20 protein-coding genes are annotated in these 23,771 nt (G+C 46.2%); 10 read left to right on the plus strand and 10 right to left on the minus strand.

Features of this window, described 5'->3' with window-relative positions:
* The first annotated feature begins 52 nt into the window (after positions 1 to 52).
* The 5 genes from folK to GGU45_RS17560 all read left to right on the plus strand — a co-directional run bounded on the left by folK (position 53) and on the right by GGU45_RS17560 (position 5,580).
* The gene (gene folK / locus GGU45_RS17540) at positions 53 to 553 is read left to right on the plus strand and encodes a 2-amino-4-hydroxy-6-hydroxymethyldihydropteridine diphosphokinase (RefSeq protein WP_435226929.1); all 501 of its coding nucleotides are present in this window, start codon (positions 53 to 55) and stop codon (positions 551 to 553) included.
* A complete protein-coding gene (locus GGU45_RS17545; RefSeq protein WP_435226930.1) occupies positions 553 to 1,188 on the plus strand; it encodes a deoxynucleoside kinase in 636 nt (211 codons plus the stop codon). The genes folK and GGU45_RS17545 overlap by 1 nt, the downstream gene beginning before the upstream one ends.
* Before the next feature lie 613 nt (positions 1,189 to 1,801).
* The gene (locus GGU45_RS17550) at positions 1,802 to 3,064 is read left to right on the plus strand and encodes an MFS transporter (protein ID WP_435226932.1); all 1,263 of its coding nucleotides are present in this window, start codon (positions 1,802 to 1,804) and stop codon (positions 3,062 to 3,064) included.
* A gap of 403 nt (positions 3,065 to 3,467) precedes the next feature.
* Positions 3,468 to 4,274 (plus strand): 3-keto-disaccharide hydrolase, encoded by an 807-nt coding sequence (locus GGU45_RS17555; protein WP_435226934.1) that lies wholly within the window; start codon positions 3,468 to 3,470, stop codon positions 4,272 to 4,274.
* Between the two features lie 10 nt (positions 4,275 to 4,284).
* Positions 4,285 to 5,580, plus strand: a complete 1,296-nt coding sequence (locus GGU45_RS17560) for a CinA family nicotinamide mononucleotide deamidase-related protein (RefSeq protein WP_435226935.1) — start codon at positions 4,285 to 4,287, stop codon at positions 5,578 to 5,580.
* A gap of 68 nt (positions 5,581 to 5,648) precedes the next feature.
* On the opposite strand, the gene GGU45_RS17565 is transcribed toward GGU45_RS17560, so the two are convergent.
* Positions 5,649 to 6,170 (minus strand): GNAT family N-acetyltransferase, encoded by a 522-nt coding sequence (locus GGU45_RS17565; RefSeq protein ID WP_435226937.1) that lies wholly within the window; start codon positions 6,168 to 6,170, stop codon positions 5,649 to 5,651.
* Positions 6,171 to 6,275: 105 nt separating this feature from the next.
* The gene (locus tag GGU45_RS17570) at positions 6,276 to 7,373 is read right to left on the minus strand and encodes a DUF3810 domain-containing protein (RefSeq protein ID WP_435226939.1); all 1,098 of its coding nucleotides are present in this window, start codon (positions 7,371 to 7,373) and stop codon (positions 6,276 to 6,278) included.
* A gap of 25 nt (positions 7,374 to 7,398) precedes the next feature.
* Between GGU45_RS17570 and GGU45_RS17575 the strand changes: the two genes are divergently transcribed.
* Complete coding sequence (locus tag GGU45_RS17575; RefSeq protein ID WP_435226941.1) at positions 7,399 to 7,953, plus strand: GNAT family N-acetyltransferase; 555 nt, start codon at positions 7,399 to 7,401, stop codon at positions 7,951 to 7,953.
* A 2-nt stretch (positions 7,954 to 7,955) separates the two neighbouring features.
* On the opposite strand, the gene GGU45_RS17580 is transcribed toward GGU45_RS17575, so the two are convergent.
* The 3 genes from GGU45_RS17580 to GGU45_RS17590 form a co-directional block, all read right to left on the minus strand.
* Positions 7,956 to 9,146: a M20 metallopeptidase family protein gene (locus GGU45_RS17580; protein ID WP_435226943.1), complete on the minus strand. Its 1,191-nt coding sequence runs from the start codon at positions 9,144 to 9,146 to the stop codon at positions 7,956 to 7,958.
* Between the two features lie 215 nt (positions 9,147 to 9,361).
* Positions 9,362 to 9,619, minus strand: a complete 258-nt coding sequence (locus GGU45_RS17585) for a hypothetical protein (protein WP_435226945.1) — start codon at positions 9,617 to 9,619, stop codon at positions 9,362 to 9,364.
* Positions 9,620 to 10,300, minus strand: coding sequence for an Rpn family recombination-promoting nuclease/putative transposase (locus tag GGU45_RS17590; protein WP_435226947.1), 681 nt, complete (start codon positions 10,298 to 10,300; stop codon positions 9,620 to 9,622).
* A gap of 139 nt (positions 10,301 to 10,439) precedes the next feature.
* Here GGU45_RS17590 and GGU45_RS17595 point away from each other — a divergent pair, with 139 nt between their 5' ends.
* A complete protein-coding gene (locus GGU45_RS17595) occupies positions 10,440 to 11,585 on the plus strand; it encodes a methionine aminotransferase (RefSeq protein ID WP_435226949.1) in 1,146 nt (381 codons plus the stop codon).
* A gap of 28 nt (positions 11,586 to 11,613) precedes the next feature.
* Here the strand turns inward: GGU45_RS17595 and GGU45_RS17600 are convergent, their stop codons facing one another.
* Both GGU45_RS17600 and GGU45_RS17605 read right to left on the minus strand, forming a co-directional pair.
* Entirely contained in the window at positions 11,614 to 12,252 is a 639-nt protein-coding gene (locus GGU45_RS17600; RefSeq protein ID WP_435226950.1) for a response regulator, read from the minus strand.
* A 54-nt stretch (positions 12,253 to 12,306) separates the two neighbouring features.
* The gene (locus tag GGU45_RS17605) at positions 12,307 to 15,393 is read right to left on the minus strand and encodes a ligand-binding sensor domain-containing protein (protein ID WP_435226952.1); all 3,087 of its coding nucleotides are present in this window, start codon (positions 15,391 to 15,393) and stop codon (positions 12,307 to 12,309) included.
* A gap of 165 nt (positions 15,394 to 15,558) precedes the next feature.
* Between GGU45_RS17605 and GGU45_RS17610 the strand changes: the two genes are divergently transcribed.
* Positions 15,559 to 17,766: a choice-of-anchor Q domain-containing protein gene (locus GGU45_RS17610; RefSeq protein ID WP_435226954.1), complete on the plus strand. Its 2,208-nt coding sequence runs from the start codon at positions 15,559 to 15,561 to the stop codon at positions 17,764 to 17,766.
* A 259-nt stretch (positions 17,767 to 18,025) separates the two neighbouring features.
* Here the strand turns inward: GGU45_RS17610 and GGU45_RS17615 are convergent, their stop codons facing one another.
* A complete protein-coding gene (locus GGU45_RS17615; protein ID WP_435226955.1) occupies positions 18,026 to 18,727 on the minus strand; it encodes a VIT1/CCC1 transporter family protein in 702 nt (233 codons plus the stop codon).
* A 114-nt stretch (positions 18,728 to 18,841) separates the two neighbouring features.
* On the opposite strand from GGU45_RS17615, the gene GGU45_RS17620 reads away from it, so the two are divergent.
* The gene (locus tag GGU45_RS17620) at positions 18,842 to 19,606 is read left to right on the plus strand and encodes a hypothetical protein (RefSeq protein WP_435226957.1); all 765 of its coding nucleotides are present in this window, start codon (positions 18,842 to 18,844) and stop codon (positions 19,604 to 19,606) included.
* A gap of 66 nt (positions 19,607 to 19,672) precedes the next feature.
* Here GGU45_RS17620 and GGU45_RS17625 read toward each other — a convergent pair whose 3' ends face one another.
* Together GGU45_RS17625 and GGU45_RS17630 are read right to left on the minus strand one after the other, a co-directional pair.
* The gene (locus tag GGU45_RS17625) at positions 19,673 to 20,854 is read right to left on the minus strand and encodes an oxygenase MpaB family protein (protein ID WP_435226959.1); all 1,182 of its coding nucleotides are present in this window, start codon (positions 20,852 to 20,854) and stop codon (positions 19,673 to 19,675) included.
* Positions 20,855 to 20,916: 62 nt separating this feature from the next.
* Entirely contained in the window at positions 20,917 to 22,188 is a 1,272-nt protein-coding gene (locus tag GGU45_RS17630) for a nucleoside recognition domain-containing protein (RefSeq protein WP_435226961.1), read from the minus strand.
* Between the two features lie 175 nt (positions 22,189 to 22,363).
* Between GGU45_RS17630 and ychF the strand changes: the two genes are divergently transcribed.
* A complete protein-coding gene (ychF, locus tag GGU45_RS17635; protein ID WP_435226963.1) occupies positions 22,364 to 23,461 on the plus strand; it encodes a redox-regulated ATPase YchF in 1,098 nt (365 codons plus the stop codon).
* Positions 23,462 to 23,771: the final 310 nt, after the last annotated feature.

Raw genomic sequence — 23,771 nt, forward strand, 5'->3', positions numbered from 1 at the left:
TAATGATTTTTAAACAGATCTTCTTTTGATGAAACGCCAAAATTAAAGATATTTGGCTTGCAGCGTATTACAAATGAACCAGGCTTTTTTACTTATCGGCGGAAATCTGGGCGACCGCGCCACCAATCTGGCCCGGGCAAGAAACCGGATCAGCCAGGCCATTGGCCCCATCCGGAAGACTTCCTCCGTCTACGAAACCGCAGCCTGGGGGCTGGTGGATCAACCCGATTTTTACAACCAGGTACTCCGGATTGACACCACACTGCAGCCCGAGCCGCTGATGCTCCGGCTCCTCGGAATTGAAACGGACATGGGGCGCGTCCGGAAAGAACGCTACGGGCCCCGCCTGATCGATATCGATATTCTATTATATAACAACCTCGTCTTCCAATCGCCCCTGGTTACATTACCTCATCCCCGGATGACCGAACGCCGGTTTGTATTGGCCCCGCTGGAAGAAATAGCGCCGGAGCTGCTCCATCCGCAGCTGCACCTGACCATACATCAACTACTGTTGCAGGTACAGGACCCATCCCCGGTAAAAAAAATATAATGCAGTACGATTTTATCACTATTGAAGGGAATATAGGCGCGGGAAAAACAACCCTGGCCACCGCTTTAAGCAACAGGTTCAATGCCCGCCTGGTGTTGGAGGAATTTGCAGACAACCCCTTCTTGCCTAAATTTTATGAAAACCCGCAGCAATTTGCCTTCCCGCTGGAGCTGTTTTTTATGGCTGAACGATATAAACAACTGCAGGAATTGCTGATGCAAAAAAATATATTTCAGCAACTCACCATCAGCGACTATTTATTTACAAAATCACTGCTATTTGCCAAGGTAACCTTATCGGCAGATGAATTCAAACTTTACCAGCGCCTGTTCGACATTGTACAGCAGCAGCTGATCCAGCCGCAGCTCCTGGTTTACCTGCACGCGCCCGTAAAAAAGCTGCAGGAAAATATAAAAAAACGACAGCGGGGTTACGAACAAAATATACCGGATACCTACCTGCAAAACTTACAGGAAACCTACCTGCAGTATATCCGGCAGCTCCCTATTCCCATCTTATTTGTAGACGCTTCCCATGCCGATTTCATCACCACAGACCGGCACCTTAACATTATCTTGACCGCACTGAACAAAACCTATACCCCGGGCCTGCACCCGGTGACGCTTTCAGCATAAACTTAGTTTCAAATTAGTTTCTGTGCACTGTTTAAAAGGAAAAAATTCATTCCAAAAACTACTCCTTTCCTGTCACAGCCTCGTTTCAAGACTTAAGGAAACGATATTCATTCCTTATTCACTCCTATTAACTATTGACTATTCCATGTCGTTTCCTTAGCAAACGGAAGTCCAATATATTGATCACTCCCGAAGCTTCGCATGTGCGTCAGGTTAGCATGCAAACTGTACCCGCCGCATAGCGGCGATGAATAGTGTAAGAGCGGGTTTTAACCCGTCTCACCATCCAGACGAAGGGTTGAGAGCCGTCAGCCCGAAACATCTGCCGTGCCTATGGCACTCACATCTGCCTTTTCGCTGCCAACGGCGCGCTGCGCCTGTTTGCCATTAAAAGATGCGACCTTTTTGGCGTGAAAGGCCTAACCATACCACATTTCATGATAGCAGACCTGTTCTTAACCTGATGCGCAAAGCGGGACAAGTTCCGAAACTTCGGGAATGCTCCAAACCCAATACCCTTCCCGGATTTACGTCTTACAGGCCCAACCTCAGGCTTAAGGAAACGGCATTGATTAACTATTCACTATTCAAATTAAGTATCTTCGCGTCCTCAATGGAAGATGCGCAACAACCCGTAGTACAGATTATCGATGATCCCCTGGGCGCCGTACGCGTACCCGAATACCGGAACCTGATGACCGGACGCTTTTTATTTGTGTGTGCGATGCGCATGATCACCACCGTTGTAGGCTGGTGGATTTACCAGCTTACCAAAGACCCCCTTGCTATTGGGCTTGTGGGGCTTTCTGAAGTCATTCCGGCCCTTTCGCTGGCGCTTTACTCGGGGCACAAGGTCGATATCAGCGATAAAAAAAAATTGCTGCTTGGCGCTATTGCGGGTTATTTTCTGGCCGCATCCTTCCTGTTATTCCTTTCTACGGGTATCGCGTCAAAAACATTGCATATCCGGCACATTACCTGGGGCATCTATGGCACGTTCTTTTTTACCGGCATCCTCCGGTCTTTTGCCGGACCATCCTTAAATTCGATGATTGCCACCATCGTTCCGCGGCAGCTGCTCCAAAACGCCACCACCTGGAACCAGGGCACCTGGCTATCGGCATCGGTTACCGGGCACGCGCTGGGCGGTTTCCTGATTGCACTATATGGCATCACCAATACCCTGGCGGTCATCGTAGCGCTTATCTTCGCCGCCTTCCTGATCCTGACGCAGCTAAAGCCCAAACCGCCGTTCAAAGGAAATTTTGAAAAAAAAACCTGGGACAGCGTAACCGAGGGCCTGCGGTTTGTATTTCGTACAAAAGCGCTGCTGGCGGCCATGGCGCTGGATATGTTTGCCGTTCTTTTTGGAGGCGCCGTTGCCATGATCCCCGTTTTTGCTTCCGATATCCTCCGGATCGGCCCCATAGGATATGGCTGGCTCAACGCTGCGTCTGATATCGGATCCATCGTCATTGTTTTAATACTCACCTTCTCTCCCATGAAAAAAGCCCAGGGAAGAAAAATGCTCATTGCAGTAGCCGGTTACGGCACCTGCATTATCCTGTTTGGCCTCTCCAAATGGTTCCTGCTCTCTTTCATTGCACTGTTGGTTTCCGGTATCCTCGATGGCATCAGCGTGGTGGTAAGGGGCACGGTTATGCAGCTGCTTACACCGGATCACATGCGGGGCCGGGTTAGCAGCGTCAGCGGTATGTTTGTTACCAGCAGCAACGAACTCGGACAATTCGAAAGCGGCGTCATGTCACGGGCCCTGGGCGTTATTCCTTCCGTAATTTTTGGAGGCGGCATGACGCTGATCGTGGTCATCACTACCTGGCTCAAGGCCCCCACATTAAGAAAGTTTGAGTATTAAAAACGGTTTATATTTTATGGGCCGGCAGCAGTACACCTATCAGCTTTACTTGTGTCACTCCCTGCAACGCCGGTGCACCACCCGGCATTTACGTTTCAAATTCAAACTATAACAATGCGTTTGACGTTTAAAGTTCCAGGTCGCCCGAAGCTTCGGGACCTTTTTATGCTTGATCCGCTTTTTCCAAGGTTCAGGCTGTCACTTCTGATTGCTCACTGACTTCTGGTTTCCGATCCCGGCACTCCATCAGGATATACAGCACCGGACAGGAACGGTATCTTCATTTTCAAATTCTCAAATCTTCACATTTCCAAATTTTCATATTTCCACATCCTCCTGCGGCAACCATAAAAATCGCCTAAGGAAACGGCATTGAATTCCCTATCTTTATCCAAACCATTTTATGTTTACCAGGTATTTTTTTGTTGTACTACTTTCCATCACAGCGCTGCTGAATGCAGGCTGCTCCGCATCGCGTCACCGCACTGCAGAACAGGAGGGCTGGGTATCCCTTTTTAATGGTAAAAACCTCGACAACTGGATCGTTAAGATCCAGCATCATGAAACCGGCGACAACTTCGCCCGCACCTTCCGCGCAGAAGACGGTATTATCAAAATACGCTACGATGGTTATGATCATTTTAATGAGCGTTATGGCCATCTCTATTATAAAACGCCGCTATCCCATTACCACCTCAAATTTGAATACCGCTTCCTGCCTCAATCCGACTGGCGTAAGGATGCCCCGGAGTATACCATCGAAAACAGCGGCATCATGTACCACTCGCAAGATCCGCGTACCATGCCCAAAGAACAGGACTGGCCCATTTCTATTGAGATGCAGCTACTGGCAGGCCTTTCGGACGGCAACCCAAGAACCACCGGCAATATGTGCTCGCCGGGTACCCATATCGTTTACCAGGGCAAGCTGGATACACGGCATTGCATTAACTCCACTTCCAAAACCTATCTGCCGGAACAGTGGGTTAAAGGCGAGCTCATCGTACACGGCGATTCGTTGATCACCCATATCATTGAAGGCGATACCGTCATGCAGTATTCCAAGCCCCAGATCGGCGGGCCCGTAGTAAACCGCTACGCCCCGGATCAGAAGATCGATGGCAAACCGCTCACCTCCGGTTATATCGCCCTGCAAAGCGAGGGACAGCCCATCGATTTCCGGAATATTTATCTGAAAGTGTTAAAGTAAAACTCAGTCCATGAATGCCTCCGTAATCACGATCGGCGATGAGCTATTGATCGGCCAGACCATTGATACCAACAGCGCTTTTATTGCACAGGAATTTAATAAAGTGGGCATCTGGGTGAAGCGGCGTGTGGCTGTGGGCGATATTGCCGAAGACATCGAAACCGCGCTGGATGAAGAATCGAGGCAGGCGCAAATCATTGTACTTACCGGCGGGCTGGGCCCTACTGCGGATGATATTACCAAACCGCTTTTAAACAAATATTTCGGAGGCAGGATGGTAGAAAATCCCAATGTAGCCCGTCATATCGAATACCTCTTCCACGAAGTGTATCGCCGGCCCGGCCTCATTTCCGAACGCAATAAAAAACAGGCGGAAGTACCGGATGTGGCAACAGTGTTACATAATGCCCGCGGATCGGCCCCCGGTATGTGGTTTGAAAAAAACGTGAACAACCGGAACGTAATCTTTGTTTCCCTGCCGGGCGTACCGCATGAAATGAAGGGTTTACTCATCGATGAAGTGATCCCAAGGCTGCAGCAGCACCTCAGGTTTCCGTCTATTTTACATCGTACGGTTGTTACCGCCGGGATGGGCGAATCGATGGTTGCCGAGCGGTTACTCGGTTTTGAAGCCGCCCTGCCCCGCCACATCAAACTGGCCTACCTGCCCAGCTACGGCATGGTGAAACTGCGGCTTACCGGGCAGGGGCATCATGAAAATACACTGGCCGGAGAAATCGATTTATTGTTTAACCAGCTCACTGCCACTCTGGAGGACATTGTAGTTTCCACAACGGATGAGCCCATTGAAAAAGTGATTGGCCACCTGTTATTACAACAGCAAAAGACCCTGGCAACAGCCGAAAGCTGTACCGGGGGCAACATAGCACATTGGATCACCCGGGTACCCGGCTCTTCAGCTTATTATAACGGCAGTATTATTTCCTATTCCAATACCATCAAAGAATTATTGCTCCAGGTTCCTGCCACAACATTACGCACCCAGGGAGCCGTCAGCAGTGAAACGGTGGAAGCCATGGTAAAGGGAGCACTTCGACAATTAGGCACCGACTATGCCGTTGCAACATCGGGTATTGCGGGCCCGGATGGCGGTACCCCTCAAAAACCGGTGGGTACTATCTGGATCGCAGCCGGCAACCAGGAGCGCATTGTAACGAAGCTGTTGCAGCTGCGGTTCGACCGGGATCAGAACATCGAGATCACCACCATGCAGGCGCTTTTACTGCTCCGCAAGGTAATCCTGGGCCAGGAGGAGTCGAACGTGATGAACGCAGATAGAACTTGATAAAAAACATAGGGTTCCTTAATTATCAGAACGACTAAGAAAATAGCTAAGCAATATCAGGGCAACCCCTATACCGCTTCAAATTCCTTGGCATACATAACGATGCCTGATACATTCTTCAGGCCAAACTCCACCAGTTCAACAGCCATAAATGCTTCGTCCGGCACATCAAAAGGCGCCTGTATATTCCAGCGTGAAGCCGGTTGAAAGCCAAACCTTGGATAATACGTTTCATGCCCCAGCACGATGACCGAAAGATAGCCGATTTCCCGGGCCTTGTTCAGCCCGGTTCTGATCAGGGCCGCACCAATTCCCTGTCCCTGAAAAGCCGTACGAACAGCTATCGGAGCCAGCGCCAGGCTTTCGAAGCAGTGATTGAGACTGTCAATAATTTTAATTTTGGTAAAAAGCACATGCCCGATGATTTCCCCGTCTTTTTCTGCTACCAGCGAAAGCTTGGGTACAAAAGCATTACTATTTCTGAGAAGGTCTACCAGGTTGGCCTCTTCTGCCCTTCCAAAAGCTTCTTCGTTTACATCGGAAATGGCGTTCACATCTGCACTGTGCTCTTCCCGAATCAATACATCCATTGATCTGAAATTTTATCAAATTTAAGAAACGAACCGCTCAATTAAGGCCCGTTGTCAAATCTTTGCGAAACTTTAAAACTACGAAGCAAATCGCATCCCGGGCCTTCAAATGGCTTCCTTCCCGTATTTTTTATACCAGGCCACCAGCCAAAACACTACTTCATCATAGGAATCTTCCCCCGCAGGCTGGTTGTTGGCCTTCAGGTAGCTGCCATACAGCCAGTCAACCACTTTTTCTACCCGGCTCCGGTATTTTTCATAAAAAGCCCGGTAGGCTGCAAAATCCCTTCGCACCTGCGGATGAAGCGTGCTATCATAGCCCCTGGCCTTAACAGAGTCCAGCGAAAACAACATGCCCCGGGCATAGGCGTACATCACAAAATCTGTGGCATACTGAAAATGAATAGACGGATGATGCCGGCTGGTTAAAAAGCTCAGGAAATTGGCCTCGCTCTCCATTCCATAGCCGGCCTGGTGCCCTATTTCATGGGTGGCCACGGAAGGCAGCAGGAATACCGGGATGGTAGTATTTACCTGCGCTTCGCCGGAAAAAGGGTTGTAATAACCCTGTACGCCCATATAATTCATCCAGGTACCAAAAAGAGAGGGCTTTACCGATACGGGCCGGACGTCTAAAAACGGGTATGTTTTCATCGTGATCCGGTAGGCTTCCACTGCCTGCCTGAATAGTAAAGAGCGATTTTTGAGCGCCTCCCGGTCCTTTACCTGCAATAATGTTACATCATGATTAATGCGGCGGTGCAGCAGTTGCACCAGGGTATCAATGTCCTGCTCCGTAACCGGTTTATCTGGCAGGCCAAATTGCGCCATAACGCTCTCACGACTGTAATTGAGGCCCCAAAGCGCATAAAAAACCACATATACAAAAAGCAGCGCACGCAGGAGCCGCTGCCCTCCCTTCTTCCATTGGATAGCGCGTTTGCCCCCATGCAGTAAGGTCCGCAAACCACGGATTAAACGCACCATTAGAAAAACGATAACCCCGATATAAAACAGATCGCCGATGCTAAAAGGCAGCCAGCCCAGCAGGAACCGCTGAATCTTTGTAATAAACACATACACCCCGCGCGTATAATATGCTTCTACAACTGCCGGGAAAAAAGAAACCAGTTTAAGTACCAATGCCAGCCCGCAGAGCACTGCTACAGCTTTATTTTTGCGCATCCATTCCCGCCACTTCATAAAAACAAATGTATTAATTTTGTGTATGAAAATCAGCCCGGTTATTACAACGCTCAAAAACAGGGTCACTATCACCATCAGGGCGGCGCTCAAAGCAGATGCTGAGGGTCTGCTGGATGCAGGATGGCGGTATCTACAGGAGAGCCCACACCTTATTACCACCGTTAATGAATTCAATTTTACCAGGCAGCAGGAGCAGGCCCGGATCCGTTCTTTAAATGAAAGCGACAACAGTCTGCTCCTGATTGCAATGGCTCATAACAGGATCATCGGCAATCTCCAGTTAAACGGCGAGTCCCGCAGTAAAATACGACATAACGCCCTTTTAGGAATCGCTATCCGTAAAGAGTGGCAGAACATCGGCCTGGGCACAGCACTGATCCGTACCGCCACCGAATGGGCCAGGGACCGCGGCGTACTCAAAACGATCTGGCTGAACGTTCACGCCACTAATGAACGGGCCATTGCCCTTTACAAAAAAATGGGTTTCATTGAAACCGGGAAACAACTTCATTACATTAAAGAACCCGATGGCCGGTACACCGACAATATCCTTATGGGACTTTCATTGCATCAATAATCTCAAATGTTTTCCAGCCATCGCAGTGCGGCATAGGCCATCAGCCCCATTCCCAGCTCCAATGCATCTTCATCAATATTAAACGTGGGGGTGTGCAAGGAAGAATGGGCGCCCTTGCTTTCATTACGCACGCCAAGGAGATAGAAAAACGATGGCAGGCTTTGGCTGTAGTAGGCAAAATCTTCAGAAGCCATCCAGATATCCTGCGGCAGCACATTGTCGGCGCCCAGGTACTCCTTAAAAAAGGAGATCATCTTTGTCCCCAATTCTTCATCATTTTTAAGGTGGGGGTACCCTTTCCGGATTTCCACGCTGCAGGTGCCGCCCATGCCGGTTACCAGGCTTTCTGCCACCTGCTTTATCCGGTTATGTGCCTCCATACGCCAGGTTTCATCCAGGGTACGGAAGGTGCCTTCAATCAGCACTTTATCCGGTATCACATTGATGGCTCCATCGGCCCTCAATTTACCAAAGGACAGCACAGAAGGCATAAAAGGCGAAGCATTACGGCTAACCAGCTGCTGCAAAGCCTGCAATAAGGAGCAGGTGATCATTACCGGGTCAATGCCCTTCTGCGGTTCGGCCCCATGCCCTCCTTTTCCATACACTTCAATTTTTATTTCATCCATTGAAGCCATAAACAGACCTGTTCGCACGCCAATCTTACCCGCCGGGATCCACGGCATTACATGTTGCCCCAGCACTGCATCTACCGCGGGGTTGGTGAGCCCCCCATCCGCTATTACTTGTTTTGCTCCTCCCGGAAGCAGTTCTTCACCTGGTTGAAAAATCAGCTTAACCGTACCCGAAAACTGATCCTTAAGCCCGTTCAGTATATGTGCAACCCCCAGCAGCGATGCGGTATGCGCGTCGTGCCCGCAGGCATGCATCACGCCTGTGTTTCCCGAGCAGTAATCAATTTGATTGGCTTCTGTTATCGGTAATGCATCTATATCGGCCCTCAACGCTATTACCTTACCTGCACTTCCGGCACCGTTTATCATAGCAAGTACCCCGGTTCCGGCTATCGGCACCCATGGAATGTTCAATAAATCCAGCTGTTCTTTTATAAAGGCGGATGTGTTAAACTCCTGGAAGGACAGTTCAGGATGCCGGTGCAAATGCCTCCTGTACCGGATCACATCATGCCTGACACCCGCTGCAACGCCAGCAATTTTTTCTTTTAAATTCATTTTTCCTGAAGGGGTTTATGTTTCATGAGACCCGAAAAATTGCAACTAATATACTGTTTTGTTCATTCGTTTATTGAAGTTTTTTTAATTGAAAATTTTCAAAACAAGATGGGCGATGCAGGAATGATTCAGGGGTTTGCACATCAGGCGGGATCCATTAAAAAAGCTGTTCCGGTGCCGGAACAGCCTTGTAAACTCATTTACCCTGAAAATCTTTATTTAGTCTTCTTCAGCGAAACCCGGATTTTCTTAATAAAGTCAATGGAAACCTCGGTCAGATCTGCAATTTGTTGGTCTGTAAAATTCAGTTTCACAATCAGATTGCGTATATATGCTGTTTTTGCTTTTTCTATGCCTTCCGCTATCCCCTTTGTCACACCCATCGCCATGCCTTCGGATATACCTTTCTCTTTTGCAGTTTCCAACACTGCGTACTCAGTCCACCGGTCTAAAACATCTTTTTGGTATAACATCTATTCCTCCTTTTTTAAGTTAGCCACCTCCGCTATTTCAAACACCTGCTGAAATGTTCCTTTCCGTAAAGTTAATGGAATTTCCTCTATTTTCCCCATATTCCGAAGCACATACAGCCATCGCTCAAGTTCGGTTTTTAGTGCTCCCTCGCTACGGTCAAAATTGGGCAATTCTAAAAATATGAGTTCCAGCTTATTATAAAAAACACGACTAGTTGCGGTTTCTGCCAGCCGTATATAATGCAGCCATTCGCCTGGCATTGAATCATTAAACGTAAAATTTGCAATCCCTATAAAAAAAACTTCTTTTAGTTCAAAATCCCAGTGTTTGCTACCTTTTATGCCCTGCTCGCGCAATTGACTCGCGGCATAAAAAAGCGCCCGGTCTTTAAAAAATTTTTGTTCAACACGCTGCATTTCTATTATAAAGATTTCGCCATTGGTTCCCGTACAGGTAATATCAAAAACGGCTTTGCGGTAATGCTTTGCCGGTCCATGATCCTCCTGCGGATTGTAGACCAGATCGCCAATCGTCTTTCGACCTTGAAACAATGCATTCAAAAAAGCGATCAGCAGGTCTTTATTGGTTTCAGATCCGAAGATCCTTTTGAATCCAAAATCAGTCAGCGGATCGATGTACCGTCCTATCGGAGGCAGATCGGTGTTTTTCTTAGTAGCCATGTTTGAAGATACGATTTTTCAAGCATAGCCTATTCTGAAATAAATATCTTTGTTGTTCAACCATACGAAGTATATGTTGGAACAAACCGATATCATCAATAAAACCATTCATTTCGTTCGCTTTTTATTAAAATAATACATGGCACTACCCACCAAACATTCAGCAGCAGCACTCAATATATTTACAACGATGTCATCGCTGGCACGGAAAGAGAACGCCTATAATCTTTCGCAGGGACTGCCCGACTTTCCGGTATCCGCCGCATTAAGCGATCTTTTAAAAGAAGCCACAGTGGCGGGTTTCAACCAATACGCGCCCATGTCCGGGCTACCGGAACTCCGCCAAAACATAGCTTCCGGTTTCAACAAGAGATATGGCAATGACTACTGCTCACCGGATATGGTGACTATTACACCCGGTGCAACCTACGGTATTTTTACAGCCCTTACAACTATCCTGAACAAGGGAGACGAGGTCATTTATCTTGAACCCGCCTTTGATTGCTATGTGCCGGCCATTGAAATAAATGGAGGCATTCCCGTTTGTGTACGGCTCGATGAACAACAACAGTTTGAGATCGACTGGCAACAAATCAGCAATGCCATCACCCACAAAACAAAGGCCATCATCATCAATACCCCTCACAATCCCAGCGGAAAGGTATGGACACAGGAGGATTGGGATCAACTCGCTTTGATCATTGAGAACCGGGACATTTATGTAATCTCCGATGAAGTTTACGATACCATTGTATACGATGGCCTGCAGCATATTCCCGGGTTTCTTCAAAAAAACCTGGCAGGTAAAGTATTGTCCGTATATTCCTTCGGAAAAATGTATCATATTACCGGCTGGAAAATCGGCTTTGCAATAGCCGCCCCCGCGCTTACCGAAGCATTCCGGTCTATTCATCAATACCTGGCCTTTAGTGTAAATACGCCCGCACAATACGCATTGGCCAAATACCTGCAAATTGCGGATCAGGAAGCATCGGCTATCATGTTACAGGCCAAGCGCGATCTGCTGATAAGCAGGATGGAGCCATCAAAATTCAAATTGCACGCCTTATCAAGGGGTTCCTATTTCCAGCTATTCGATTATAGCCTCATCAGCAATCTGGATGATGTATCTTTTGCCCGCTGGCTGGCTGTTGAACACAAAGTAGCCACCGTTCCGTTAAGCGCTTTTTACCGCAAACCGCCCGGGATCAAACAGGTTCGCTTAAGCTTTGCAAAAAATGATGATACCCTCAGCGCCGCTGCGGCCATCCTTTGCAATTTGTAAATATTAAATTGATAGCAATCCAATCTCCTTAAACTATTTTATTTCCAATAGCTTTAGTTACCGCCTCCACGGCAGAATGTACCTGTAGTTTTTCATAAATATTTTGAATATGGGAATTTACGGTTGGCAGAGATATAAAACAGCGGTTGGCTATCATTTTATAACTAAGCCCCTGTACCAGCATAGACAGTATTTCGGTTTCTCTGGCTGTTAGATTAAAATCTTCGGTTTGCTTTTTGTTTTCGATACTTCCAACAAAACGAAGCACCTGCCGGGCAATACTGGGTGTCATCGGGGCTCCGCCTTTTAGTGCGTCTTCAATTGCATTCAGTAATTCCTGCGGCTGTGCTTTTTTCAGTATGTAGCCATCAGCTCCCGCACGTATGCAGGCAAATAATTTTTCATCATCTTCAAAAACCGTCTGCATTAATATTTTAATATCCGGATATTTTTTTCGGATCATTATCACACCATCTATTCCATTCACATTTGGCATATCAATATCCATCAGCACCAGGTCGGGATTGCTTATTTCAACATCATTTATTACATTACTACAATCAGGAAATGAGCCCGCAAAAGCCATGCCGTCAGTAAGTTCAATCAGCATTTCAAGGCTTTCCCTTCTTTTACTATTGTCGTCAAAAATTGCAATCCGTTTGTCCATTTTACAAAATTACGGCGTTGAGTATTGAGACCCCCTCGTTAATTCTCATGATTTTCATATCGGCGTTATCAATTCAACACTTGCACCTGCATCCGGGTATGTATGTAACTTTAATACAGAATTTATTTCTGCCGCCCTGTTTTTCATGTTCTTAATGCCATTGCCCCCAAATGAATGGCCGTTATTAGGTGATTCAAGACTGCTCAATTCAAAACCCTTTCCGTTGTCATGGATATGAATGCGCAGTTGGTGATTTTCTTTACGGATCAGCACTTCCAATAACGTACAGCCGGAATATTTTACGGCATTGTTAATGGCTTCTTTGCAAATAAGGTAAATGTTTTTTCGCTGCTCCATATTGAGTGTTATATCTGGTATATCTTTGTTATCAGTAAACCGTAGTTCAATATTCTTTGCTTCCGTAACTTGTACTGCAAAACTACGAACCCGGTTAGCAAGCTCATCAAAATGGTCGCTGCCAGTGTTTACTGCCCACACTATATCACTTATAGCTTCCATCATTTCACTGGTACCAATATTTATTTTTGAGAGAATTGTTTCAGCCTTTTCATTACCGGCCGTAATTTTTTTTGCAGATGCTGCATAGAGAGAGATGCTGCTTAGATTGCTGCCAATCTCATCATGCAAATCACGGGCAATGCGGTTACGGAGTTTTTCTAATTTCAACCCTTGCTTTAAACGATAACGATAAAAGGCATATAATGCTGCTGCAAACAGCGATAGCAGTGTAACCTTAAACAAAAATGTTTGATACCACCGGGGCAGCACTACTATTTTCATACTGATGGGCTTTTCATTCCATACCCCATCGGTGTTTGCGCCCATTACATAAAATGTATAAGTTCCTGGCGAAAGATTGGTATAAGTCACTTCATTTCTGCTGCCTGGGCTGGTCCAGTCTTTATCAAATCCGTCTAATTTATACCTGTACATTTTTTTTGCATTGTTGCGATACTCCAATGTGGCAAAGCTGATGCTGAAAATATTTTGTCCTGGTTTTAGTGTCAGTAAATTTGCGTAGCCAACCGGTGCATTTAAATTGGCGCTGTCTGTTTTCCAATTGACGGGTTTATTAAAAATAGAAATATTAGTAAAAGTTATTGGAGATGCCGGCTGCTTTTGTAATATTTCTTTCGGATTGAAAATAACGAACCCGTCCACACCGCCAAACATCAGTTCCCCATTTTGCAACTTCATAGCTGAGCAGCGGTTAAATTCATTGCCGGGCAAGCCATCTTCTTCCGTAAAATTCCTAAATGTTCTTTGCGCAGGGTTAAAGCAACTTAATCCTCTATTGGTACTAATCCATAAATTATTCAGGCTGTCCGCAAGTATGCAATAGGCCACATTGCTGGGCAACCCATCTTTTTCATCGAAGCGTAAGCAGGTGCCATTTTGTTTGTTGAAACGATTCAACCCTGCGCCTTCGGTACCAATCCAAAGAAATTTTTCGGGTGTATTGGGGTCGGCGCAAATACTCAACAATCCGTCCGCACCCAGGCTCCTGCTATTACCCGGAATATTTTTCCAATGCTTCCATTCATTTCGAATTTCATTAAAGGCATACAAACCATTAATGGTAGTAAGCCAAATAACACCTTGCTGGTCTAAGTAAAATTGTGATACAAAAGGTTCCGGCGATTCAACATCATCAGGTATGCTGTAAGTGGCACTCACGGTTCCGGTGGTTTTATTCATCCGGGCTATAAAGTTTTTATTAGCCCGATCCTGGTAGTATATCCAAAGCCTGTCTTGCGGGTCGTTGTATATATTACTTTGCCCTACGTAATTATCTGGTAAACCCGGATGCTTAATAATCGTTCCGGTATGTGTATTGTTTGATAATAAAGAACTATTCGGCTTATTGATGCTGGTTCTTAAATAAGCCCAATATATTCCCTGCTTATCTAAAGCTACCCAATTAAATCCGTAATGGTCTCTTAATTGCTGTGCAATGCCGGGTGTATAAACAGGCGGCAGGTTCCAAAAATCATTTGCCTTATGCGTCTGTTTAAAACTTTTAAATCGCTTTTTACGAGGGTCGATCTTAACAATACCAAAACCCGAACTCCCATGCCACTGTATGCCACTGGCATCGGTAAAAAATGAGACGATAGCTCCCTTTGGTAGACTTTTATTTCTTTCAGAAACAACGATACTACCAGATTGGGGTTGGTAGATATAGACCAGCGAATCGGTAAAACTGCAGATGCTGCTATCATTCAGCCAGAAATATTTATTGAAACTGGCAGGATTTGCAACAGGTAGGGCCTTCTTAGACAAAACCTTATGGGTATTTTCATTAAAATGAATGATTTGGTTTTTATAAGTAATTACCATATTTGCCGGCTTATCCGGTACCGGAAAAAAAGAAATCTGTTCTTTCCCATTTTCTTCAATACCCAATAACGCCGGAGTAAAACCTATAACAGACCATTTTGAAAAATCGGTATTAGGTATTAGATTAAAAATACTATCTGCAAAGCTCACCCAAATGGAATAATTTGGCATGATACTCAAGCCATATAGCGCATTTACATTATTATCTATCCTGTATTTTTTATTGGGTTGGCATTGGTTATAGCTAAATATTATTTTAGCACTTATCCGGGCACTATTTTTAAGTTTTACAGTACTTATATCTAAAATCAGGGCGTCTGTCCATGTTTTTAAAAAAAGTTTCCCGTTAGCATATTTTATTTCCCTGATACATAGATTTCCCTTTTTGTTGTTGATAACCTGTACCGGATAAAAACTTTCAGTTTGTTTATTAAAAACGAACAAGCCTTTGGTATTGGTGCCCACCCAAAAATTACCGTTTTCATCTTCGGCTATTGCGTTGCAATAGTTATCCGGTAAGCTATATGCATCATTGGCAATATTTCTATATGTAATAATGTTGTACCCATCGTAGCGGTTAAGGCCGTCTTTAGTGCATATCCACATAAAGCCTTCTTTATCCTGGTATACACAATTTATCATGCCCTGCGATAAACCTTGTCTTACACCAAGGGGTTCTCCCTGCACGGCATTTGGCTGCAGATAGTTTTGTGCTTGCAGATAGCTGTAATTACCTAACAGCAAGCAAATCAGTATGGAAAGTTTTACTGTATTGTACATACACTAAGCGTTTGTAAAGATAGTACCAAATAAAAGCACTAAACGCATATCATGAATATTTATGATAAGCATACTAAACAACACCGTTTAAGAAATCAATATCATTATTATTCACTATTGATGATAGCAGGCAGGTTAAAGAGCTTTGTAGTATAAAAAAGTAAAATGAATATAACGATACATAAAAAAGTATATGCGCTTTTCATTTGTTTTACCTTGGTTTTTGCAGCCAATAGTGCAGCTACAGTACGTTACGTAAGAACCACAGGTACTGGTGCCGGTACTAGTTGGAGTACTGCCAGTAACGACCTGCAGAAAATGATTAATGCCTCCGGTGCCGGCGACGAAATATGGGTTGCCGCAGGTATTTACCTGCCTACCCGAAAAGCAGATGACATAACCGGTAGCAGTACACCTAACGACCGTAACAATTCCTTTTTACTGAAGGCCGATGTAAAAATATATGGGGGCTTTTTGGGTAATGAAACATCGCTTTCGCAGCGCAACTGGCTTACCAATACAACCATACTCAGTGGCGATTTTAGCGGCAACGATATAGTAAGCGGCAGGGGCAGCAGTTTAAGCATTACTAATAATGGCGAAAATGCCTGCCATGTGGTAATTGCCGCCGATGCAGTGGGTACGGCAACTATAGATGGCTTCACCGTTAAAGGGGGTAATGCCAATAGTCAGACTACTATTTACGTAAACTCAAGACTAATACGTCAAAACACCGGCGGCGGCATGCACAATACCGCCTCCTCCCCCACAATTGCCAATTGCAGTTTTACAGGCAATAATGCCGACTGGGTTGGCGGCCTTTACAACCACTTCTCCTACTCCACCATTATCAATTGCAGTTTTACGCAAAATTATACTGTTTCCGTCGGTGGCGGCGGCATGCACAATGAAGGCTTCTCCACCACCATTACCAATTGTAGTTTTACAGGCAACTATACCGACGACAGCGGCGGTGGCATGTACAACAGCAGCGGCGCCGCGCCCACCATTACCAATTGCAGCTTTTCGGGCAATTATGCTACCCTTCTTGGCGGCGGCATATTTGATGATGAAACCAATTTCTCAGTACAACTCCGCAACAGTATTATCTGGGGTAATACCGCCGCCAACGGGGCAGGTATATTTGAGTACGGTCCTAATGCTATCGTTAACAACAGTATTGTACAGGGTGGTGTTAACGGTAATAAAAACCCTTTGTTTGTAGATGCTGCCAATGGCAATGTAAGGTTGCAATGCGGCTCCCCGGCAATTAATGCAGGTAATAATAGTTACATACCCGGCGGCATTACCACCGATTTAGACGGTAATGCCCGCATACAAGGCACTACCGTAGATATGGGCGCTTATGAGGGTGGCGCTGTTTCTACAAGCACTGCTTTGGCCACGGCGGCTGCCAGTGATACCAAAATACAAGCCAGCATCGGCATTACTTACTACGGCTCCTGTGGCAGCCTGATAGCTACGGTACAACGCAGCGGCAGTAGCCCTATTAGCGGCAGCACCACCGCTAAAGTGTGGGTAGATGCCAGCCAACCGGCACAATATGTAAAACGGCATTACCAAATTACACCCGACAATAATGCAAGCACCGTCACGGGTAAGGTAACGCTATACTTTACCCAGCAGGATTTCACAGATTTTAATAACCAAACCCCCGCACCGGCTCTTCTGTTGCCCACCGGGCCATCTGATGCAACGGGTATTAGTAACCTACGGATTGAAAAGCGCCCCGGTATTAGTAGCGATGGTAGCGGTGCACCCAATACCTACACCGGTACGCCCACCACCCTTCAGCCTTTAGATAACAACATTACATGGAACCCCATTCTTAACCGTTGGGAAATAGATTTTGGTGTAAACGGGTTTAGCGGTTTTTTTGTAAAAACAAGTGCAAGCCCGCTACCAGTAAGTTTTGGCGAAATAAACGCTGTTATAAAGAATAGTGCACTAATTGTGAGCTGGCAAACCCTTACCGAAACAAATAATGACCGGTTTGAAATAGAAGCCTCACAGGATGGCGTAAACTTTACCACCATAGCCACGGTTGCCAGCAAAGCCCAAAACGGCAATAGCAGTACAACCATACAATATAGCTGGGAAGCGGATTCGGGTGCGTTAGCTGCTTTTTCCGGGCTAAGTATTATTCTGCTTATTTTACTGTTGCCTGTAGCGCAGCGTTATAAAAAACAGTTGTTGATGGCTTCGGTTGTTTTGCTTATAGCGTTTATTTCCTGCTCAAAACGGACAGATAGTTTAGCCGAAAATCCGGGCGACAAATATTTTATCCGTATTGCACAGGTAGATAAAGATGGTGGTAAAACGTATTCTAAAATGGTAAGGGTTGTAAATTAATATTAAATGTAAAAGTGGAAATGCCGTTGCTGCTTCGTAATTGTCCCCGAACGAAATCCATATCGGCGTAACCAGAGTCAGGTATCGGGCATCAAAAATTCAGCATCAAACAAACACAACGCAAAACGGCATAACTGAAACTTAAGATCTGACTGCATGTTGAGCCGGGAAGACGGGAAGGTTTGATTTCCGATGAACTGCTAAGGCAAGAAGATTCCGGTTAGTACCGAACGTGAAACCTTAAACCTGAAACGCATCTCTACCCCGTTTGTACACCAAACAAATACCCCACGAGGGCGGAGGCGCCCATGGCAACAGTACCCCAAAAGCACACCCTTAAAACACCTTTGACCACACTGGACCCACCGGCGCGGGCAGCTACCATACCGGCAATTGCCAGAAAAATGATGGCAGACACATATTCCAAAAGAACCATCTCTTTTACGGGGGCAAAAATAGCTACCAGCAAAGGCAGCAGCCCCCCCGCAATAAAAGAAGCACCGGAAGCCAATGCAGCCTGAAAAGGTTTTGCCTGGGTAATCTCATTAATACCCAGCTCATCCCGGGCATGTGCTTCCAATGCGTTATGCGTTGTCAAAGCATAAGCCACCTGTGCGGCCAATTCCGGCGTCAGCCCGCGTCCCTCATAGATCTTTGTCAGTTCCTTTAATTCCGCATCCGGCATGGTTTCTAACTCCCGCCGTTCTCTTTTCAGATCCGCCGTTTCGATATCCGATTGCGAGCTTACGGAAACATACTCGCCGGCAGCCATAGAAAAAGCACCGGCCACAATGCCAGCCAGGGCCGCCAGCACAATAGGATTTCTCATATCGGTAGCAGCAGCTACTCCAATCACCAGGCTTGAGGTAGACAGGATTCCATCATTGGCGCCCAATACCGCAGCCCGCAACCAGCCGCTCCGGTTAATATAATGTTCTTCAAACAGGGGTACTTTTTCCATGCTTAAATAATTAGAGTTACCGCTAAATTAACCAAATCATAAAAAAGAATCGTTTATCCATTAATTCCGTAAATTTCAGCATACATGCAAAAAAACCTGGATGCGCTTTAAAATATGAGAGTACTTTTCTCATTATTGTCTGCTTGTCTTACACCGGTAATCTTTTTTACGGGGTGCCACGGTGTATCGGTGTCTGCTTCGGATGCAACTGATCGCTCATGTAAAGATGTAGATGCAGCAGCAACGAAAGCTACCGCCCTATCCGTAACAACCGTATACAAAAGCGGTACCGCAGATATATACCAGGCAGCCCATGATAAAAAAGAACATGCCGTTTCATTTGGAAGAGATACGGAGGGAAATATAGTGCGCTCCGGCTTATATAACGGCACTTCCAACAACACCCCGGTCCCCTATATTGAAAACCGTTTTGCAGACCTGCACAATCATCCGGAAAACAGGCCACCTTCCAGCGGTGATCTATACCATTTTATCGACCAGGTAGCCGCCGCCAACGGGCACTATCAAAAATTTATTATATTGCCCAACGGCGTTCAATACGCACTGGTGCTGATCAATGCAAAGGCTGCCCGAACCTTCAATACCCGGTTTCCGAGGATCCGCGGTATCCGCGATACGATAGCGCAAATACAATACCAGCCCACATTTCCCGGGCCCCTGGTCAACGAGATCAATCAATTAAAGGGCTGGAGCGGCGCCACCGAAGAGGCGGCAATGGCGTTTATTCTTCAGAAATATAGTGCAGGCGTAGCATTGCTGAAGAAAGATGATAAAGGAAGATTCCGAAAAGTATACACGATAGAACAAAAACACAAAGATGGCACCCGGACTTATATGGCCTATACCTGCTCCGACTAAGAAGCTGTTAAAACTGCAATTAACAAAAGACATTTCCCAAACACAACCAACTTAAAAGTCCGCCGGTCAAAAGCGCTTATATTTCAGGTAAATTTCCAATGCATGCGCCTGGCGCTCGCCGCCTTCCCGGATCGCTTTTTCACGAAAGCCCGGCCGGGCCATTCTTCGTTCCAGCAACCGAAGGCGCCACAAAAACAGGTGGGCTATGTTTCCTGCAGTTGGCCTGGGAATTTGCAACAGCCGGCAGGAATAGGTACCCAGGAAAAAATGATTATAAAACAGGTGTAGCTGCTGCATAAGCTTCCGGGCCAGTATAGATTTCGGAAAACCGGAGGTAATGGTTTCACTGATCAGCGCCTGCGCCAGCGCAACAGAATCCCCATCGCCTTTTGCCTGGGTCATCGTCCAGTAATAAAGTGCTTCTATCGCGTCCGCTTCATTCTCCGGCAACAGTTCCAGGGGGATACCCAAAAGATACCCGACGTATTTCCACAAATGAAAAAGGCCCTCCGTTTCTTCGGCAGACGGCCGGAATCCCATACGCCGTAGCCCTGTAAGGAAAACCAGTGAAAAGCCCAGCTGTGTGGCCAGCATATCCCAGGTATTCAGCGGCACACCCCATTGTGAAGTGTCCCAATCCGTTTTCTCGAGGATCGCTACGCGGGAGTATGAATGAATAAGGCGGGTGCTGAGCACATGAAACAATCCGTGCCCGCCCTGTTTAAAGGCCCCGGTGCGGGTAATATTGATCCAGAAGAGGGTGGTTTCTGTAAGCCGTTTTGCAGCTCCCTTTTTTAAGGCCCCGGTATAGATCAGCGGCTTATTGATTGCGGCAGATTCATAGCCTCCCATTAAACAATAATTACGCAGCACCAGCAAGCCGGGGATACCTGTACGTTGGCTCAATTCAATTCCCTTATCTATTTTATCATGATCCAGCCAGGAAGGACAAAGCTCAAAAGTTTTAAAGAAAGTGTCAAAAACCGGGGCCGCTTCATCGGGCGCCGCTTCCCCGCTCATATACGCTCCCAGCGCTGCATGTGCCTTTGCAAATCCAATGCGGTTATACAACTGGTGTACCACCGCATCTCCGCTGCGGTCCCATTGCAGCAAATATTTTTTAAAGGAATCCGCATTCCGGATATCGGGCGTATATCCTAATTGCTGCAATAGCAACCGCCCTGCTCCTTTTTTCCAGTAATGATCAAAAGAGGTAGTATTAACCTGGTAACGGGAAGGCGTTTCCATAAACTCTAAGAACAGAGAAACCGGAAAAAAGTTTAAGCGTCTGTTTAAAGTAAAATCAGGTTTTATGTAAAAAATAAATAACTAATGCCAATCGCCGTTATAACACCGGCCAAATCGGCAAGCAGCATCGTTCCAATAGAATAGCGCGTGTTCTTAATCCCAACGGCGCCAAAATAAACAGCTACTACATAAAACGTGGTATCGGCAGCCCCCTGAAAAACTCCGGAAAGCTTGCTGGCAAAGGAATCGGGACCAAAGGTAGTCATAGTGCTTACCATCATTCCCCTAGCGGCTCCTCCGCTAAGCGGGCGGATCAATGCCGTAGGCAATGCATCCACAAAACGGGTATCGGCACCCAGTGCATGAAACATCGATTTCATCCCGTTGATAACCATATCAAAGGTTCCGCTGGTGCGCAGCATGCTTACTGCAACCAGGATGCCCAGTATATAAGGAATAATCTTTATGGCCGTATCAAAACCTCCCCGGGCCCCATCGATAAAAGCACTGAAGACATCTGTTTTTTTGTATACACCTCCTAATACGATCAGGAAAAACACCAGCAAGATCAACCCATTGCTTAGCAGCCCCGAGAAAGACTGGATGGATGCCGCATTTAAGGACGATACATAAAGCACCAACGCCACAATCGCCGCTGAAATACCCAGGAGCCAGATCAAAATAACGGGCTGAAAAAGGTTTACTTTCTGCCGGAGCGCTACAATGGTTAGCGCTACCAGTGTACCTACAAAAGTAACAATCATGCAGGGAATAAATACATCGGTGGGATCGGAGGCATTCTGAGCCGCCCGGACGGCGATCACACTCACCGGTATTAAATTAAAGCCCGCTGCATGCAAACAAAGGAACATGATCTGGGCATCGGAAGCCACATCTTTGTTAGGGTTCAGCTCCTGAAGGCTTTCCATCGATTTGATCCCAAATGGTGTTGCCGCATTATCCAGCCCCAGTAAATTAGCCGAATAATTCATGACCATATGCCCCATGGCCGGATGATCCTTGGGCACACCCGGGAATATCTTCGAAAAGAAGGGGCCGATGATCCTCGATAAAAAACGGATGCCCCCCGCTCTTTCGGCAATGCTCATAAAGCCCATGAAAAGACAAAGTACACCGATCAGCTTCAAACAGATCTCCACGGCTACCCAGCAAGTTTCAATAACACCATCCAGCTTCAGCGGGTTAGCGGGGTCACTGGCTTTACCACTGATCATATAACTGAAAATATGGGTTTCCCCCATAAAGAAACACTTGAATGCTGCAACCAGAATAGCTACAATGATAAATGCGGACCAGATCCTGCTCAATGCCATAATTCCCCGGATTATGATTTTTAATCGAAAGCGGGAAGTTAGGCTATATTTGAGAATTGCGCCGGAGAATTTGTACCTTTGCGGCCGAAAAAAAACAGTTTCAGGTTCAACGTTTCAGGTTTCAGGTTCTTTCCCGGGCGATGAACGGTGACCATTAACTATTAACTTAAAAAAGATGGCATTACAGGCAGGCATCGTGGGATTACCCAATGTAGGAAAATCAACGTTATTTAACGCAGTTAGCAACAGTGCAAAAGCGCAGGCAAGCAATTACCGCTTTTGTACCATTGAGCCCAACGTAGGGCTTGTAAACGTTCCGGACGAGCGGCTTAGTGTTCTTACAGGACTGGTACAGCCCGAACGGATCGTACCCACACAGATCGAGATCGTAGACATTGCCGGTCTGGTACGCGGAGCCAGCAAGGGTGAAGGCCTTGGCAATAAATTCCTTGCCAATATCCGGGAGGTGGATGCCATCATCCATGTGATCCGCTGTTTTGAAGATGAGAACATCCTGCGCGATGAGGGCGCCATCAATCCCGTAAGCGACAAGGAAATCATTGATACCGAACTGCAGCTGAAAGACCTTGACAGCGTGGAAAAACAGATCCAGAAAAAAGAGAAGCAGGCTAAAACAGATCCGAAAGCAAAAGCAGAGCTTGAAGTGCTGCAGCAGTGTAGAGCACACCTGGAGCAGGGAAAAAGCATCCGCTCCCTGGACCTGAGCAAAGAAGAAAAAGAAATGGTTGCCGACCTGTTCCTGCTTACCGATAAGCCGGTCTTATATGTTGCTAACGTGGATGAGCCGTCTATGCATACCGGCAATAAATTTTCCGAAGCGTTGAAAGACGCCATTAAAAGCGAGAATGCAGAAATGATCGTAATGAATAATTCGATTGAAGCGCAGATCTCTGAAATGGAAGATCCGGATGACAAAGCGCTGTTTATGGATGAATATAACATGACCGAACCCGCCCTGGATCGCCTCATCCGTTCTGCTTACAAATTACTGGGATTAAATACCTATTTCACCGCGGGTGTGCAGGAAGTGCGCGCCTGGACCTTCCACAACGGATGGAAGGCCCCTCAATGTGCCGGCGTGATCCATACTGATTTTGAAAAAGGGTTCATCAAAGCCGAAGTGATCGCCTACAACGATTTTGTACAATACAAATCAGAGGCCGGCGCAAGGGATGCGGGCAAACTGCGCATTGAGGGTAAAGAATACCTGGTGAAAGACGGAGATATTATGCACTTCCGGTTTAATGTTTAAAAAAATGTGGGAATGTGCCAATTTGAAAATTTGAAGATGTGGATCCCGAAATGTCGGGGGGAGAGCCGGGTATTGGGGGAGTCTTCTCTTTTTAGTTTAAGGTTTAACGTTCGGTATTAACCGGATATTCATACTAATTTGAAGATTTGAAAATGTGAAAATATGGAAATAAGAGCCGGGTATTGACGATATTTTCATATCTTAATAGGTTTGTCGAAATCAGAAATCAGAAATCAGAAATCAGAAATCAGAAATCAGAAATCAGAAATCAGAAATCAGAAATCAGAAATCAGAAATCAGAAATCAGAAA

It is taken from the genome of Niabella hirudinis (genome assembly GCF_051201075.1).
GTDB classification, from domain to species: domain Bacteria; phylum Bacteroidota; class Bacteroidia; order Chitinophagales; family Chitinophagaceae; genus Niabella; species Niabella hirudinis.

Excerpts from the sequence above, each read along its gene's own strand:
- GGU45_RS17610 (WP_435226954.1), top strand. The coding sequence starts at position 15,559 with ATGAATATAACGATACATAAAAAAGTATATGCGCTTTTCATTTGTTTT.
- GGU45_RS17625 (WP_435226959.1), bottom strand. The coding sequence starts at position 20,854 with ATGGAAACGCCTTCCCGTTACCAGGTTAATACTACCTCTTTTGATCAT.
- GGU45_RS17550 (WP_435226932.1), top strand. The coding sequence starts at position 1,802 with ATGGAAGATGCGCAACAACCCGTAGTACAGATTATCGATGATCCCCTG.
- GGU45_RS17605 (WP_435226952.1), bottom strand. The coding sequence starts at position 15,393 with ATGTACAATACAGTAAAACTTTCCATACTGATTTGCTTGCTGTTAGGT.
- GGU45_RS17590 (WP_435226947.1), bottom strand. The coding sequence starts at position 10,300 with ATGGCTACTAAGAAAAACACCGATCTGCCTCCGATAGGACGGTACATC.
- GGU45_RS17555 (WP_435226934.1), top strand. The coding sequence starts at position 3,468 with ATGTTTACCAGGTATTTTTTTGTTGTACTACTTTCCATCACAGCGCTG.
- GGU45_RS17620 (WP_435226957.1), top strand. The coding sequence starts at position 18,842 with ATGAGAGTACTTTTCTCATTATTGTCTGCTTGTCTTACACCGGTAATC.
- GGU45_RS17580 (WP_435226943.1), bottom strand. The coding sequence starts at position 9,146 with ATGAATTTAAAAGAAAAAATTGCTGGCGTTGCAGCGGGTGTCAGGCAT.
- GGU45_RS17565 (WP_435226937.1), bottom strand. The coding sequence starts at position 6,170 with ATGGATGTATTGATTCGGGAAGAGCACAGTGCAGATGTGAACGCCATT.
- GGU45_RS17570 (WP_435226939.1), bottom strand. The coding sequence starts at position 7,373 with ATGAAGTGGCGGGAATGGATGCGCAAAAATAAAGCTGTAGCAGTGCTC.
- GGU45_RS17585 (WP_435226945.1), bottom strand. The coding sequence starts at position 9,619 with ATGTTATACCAAAAAGATGTTTTAGACCGGTGGACTGAGTACGCAGTG.
- GGU45_RS17545 (WP_435226930.1), top strand. The coding sequence starts at position 553 with ATGCAGTACGATTTTATCACTATTGAAGGGAATATAGGCGCGGGAAAA.
- GGU45_RS17630 (WP_435226961.1), bottom strand. The coding sequence starts at position 22,188 with ATGGCATTGAGCAGGATCTGGTCCGCATTTATCATTGTAGCTATTCTG.
- GGU45_RS17560 (WP_435226935.1), top strand. The coding sequence starts at position 4,285 with ATGAATGCCTCCGTAATCACGATCGGCGATGAGCTATTGATCGGCCAG.
- GGU45_RS17595 (WP_435226949.1), top strand. The coding sequence starts at position 10,440 with ATGGCACTACCCACCAAACATTCAGCAGCAGCACTCAATATATTTACA.
- ychF (WP_435226963.1), top strand. The coding sequence starts at position 22,364 with ATGGCATTACAGGCAGGCATCGTGGGATTACCCAATGTAGGAAAATCA.
- GGU45_RS17575 (WP_435226941.1), top strand. The coding sequence starts at position 7,399 with ATGAAAATCAGCCCGGTTATTACAACGCTCAAAAACAGGGTCACTATC.
- GGU45_RS17615 (WP_435226955.1), bottom strand. The coding sequence starts at position 18,727 with ATGGAAAAAGTACCCCTGTTTGAAGAACATTATATTAACCGGAGCGGC.
- GGU45_RS17600 (WP_435226950.1), bottom strand. The coding sequence starts at position 12,252 with ATGGACAAACGGATTGCAATTTTTGACGACAATAGTAAAAGAAGGGAA.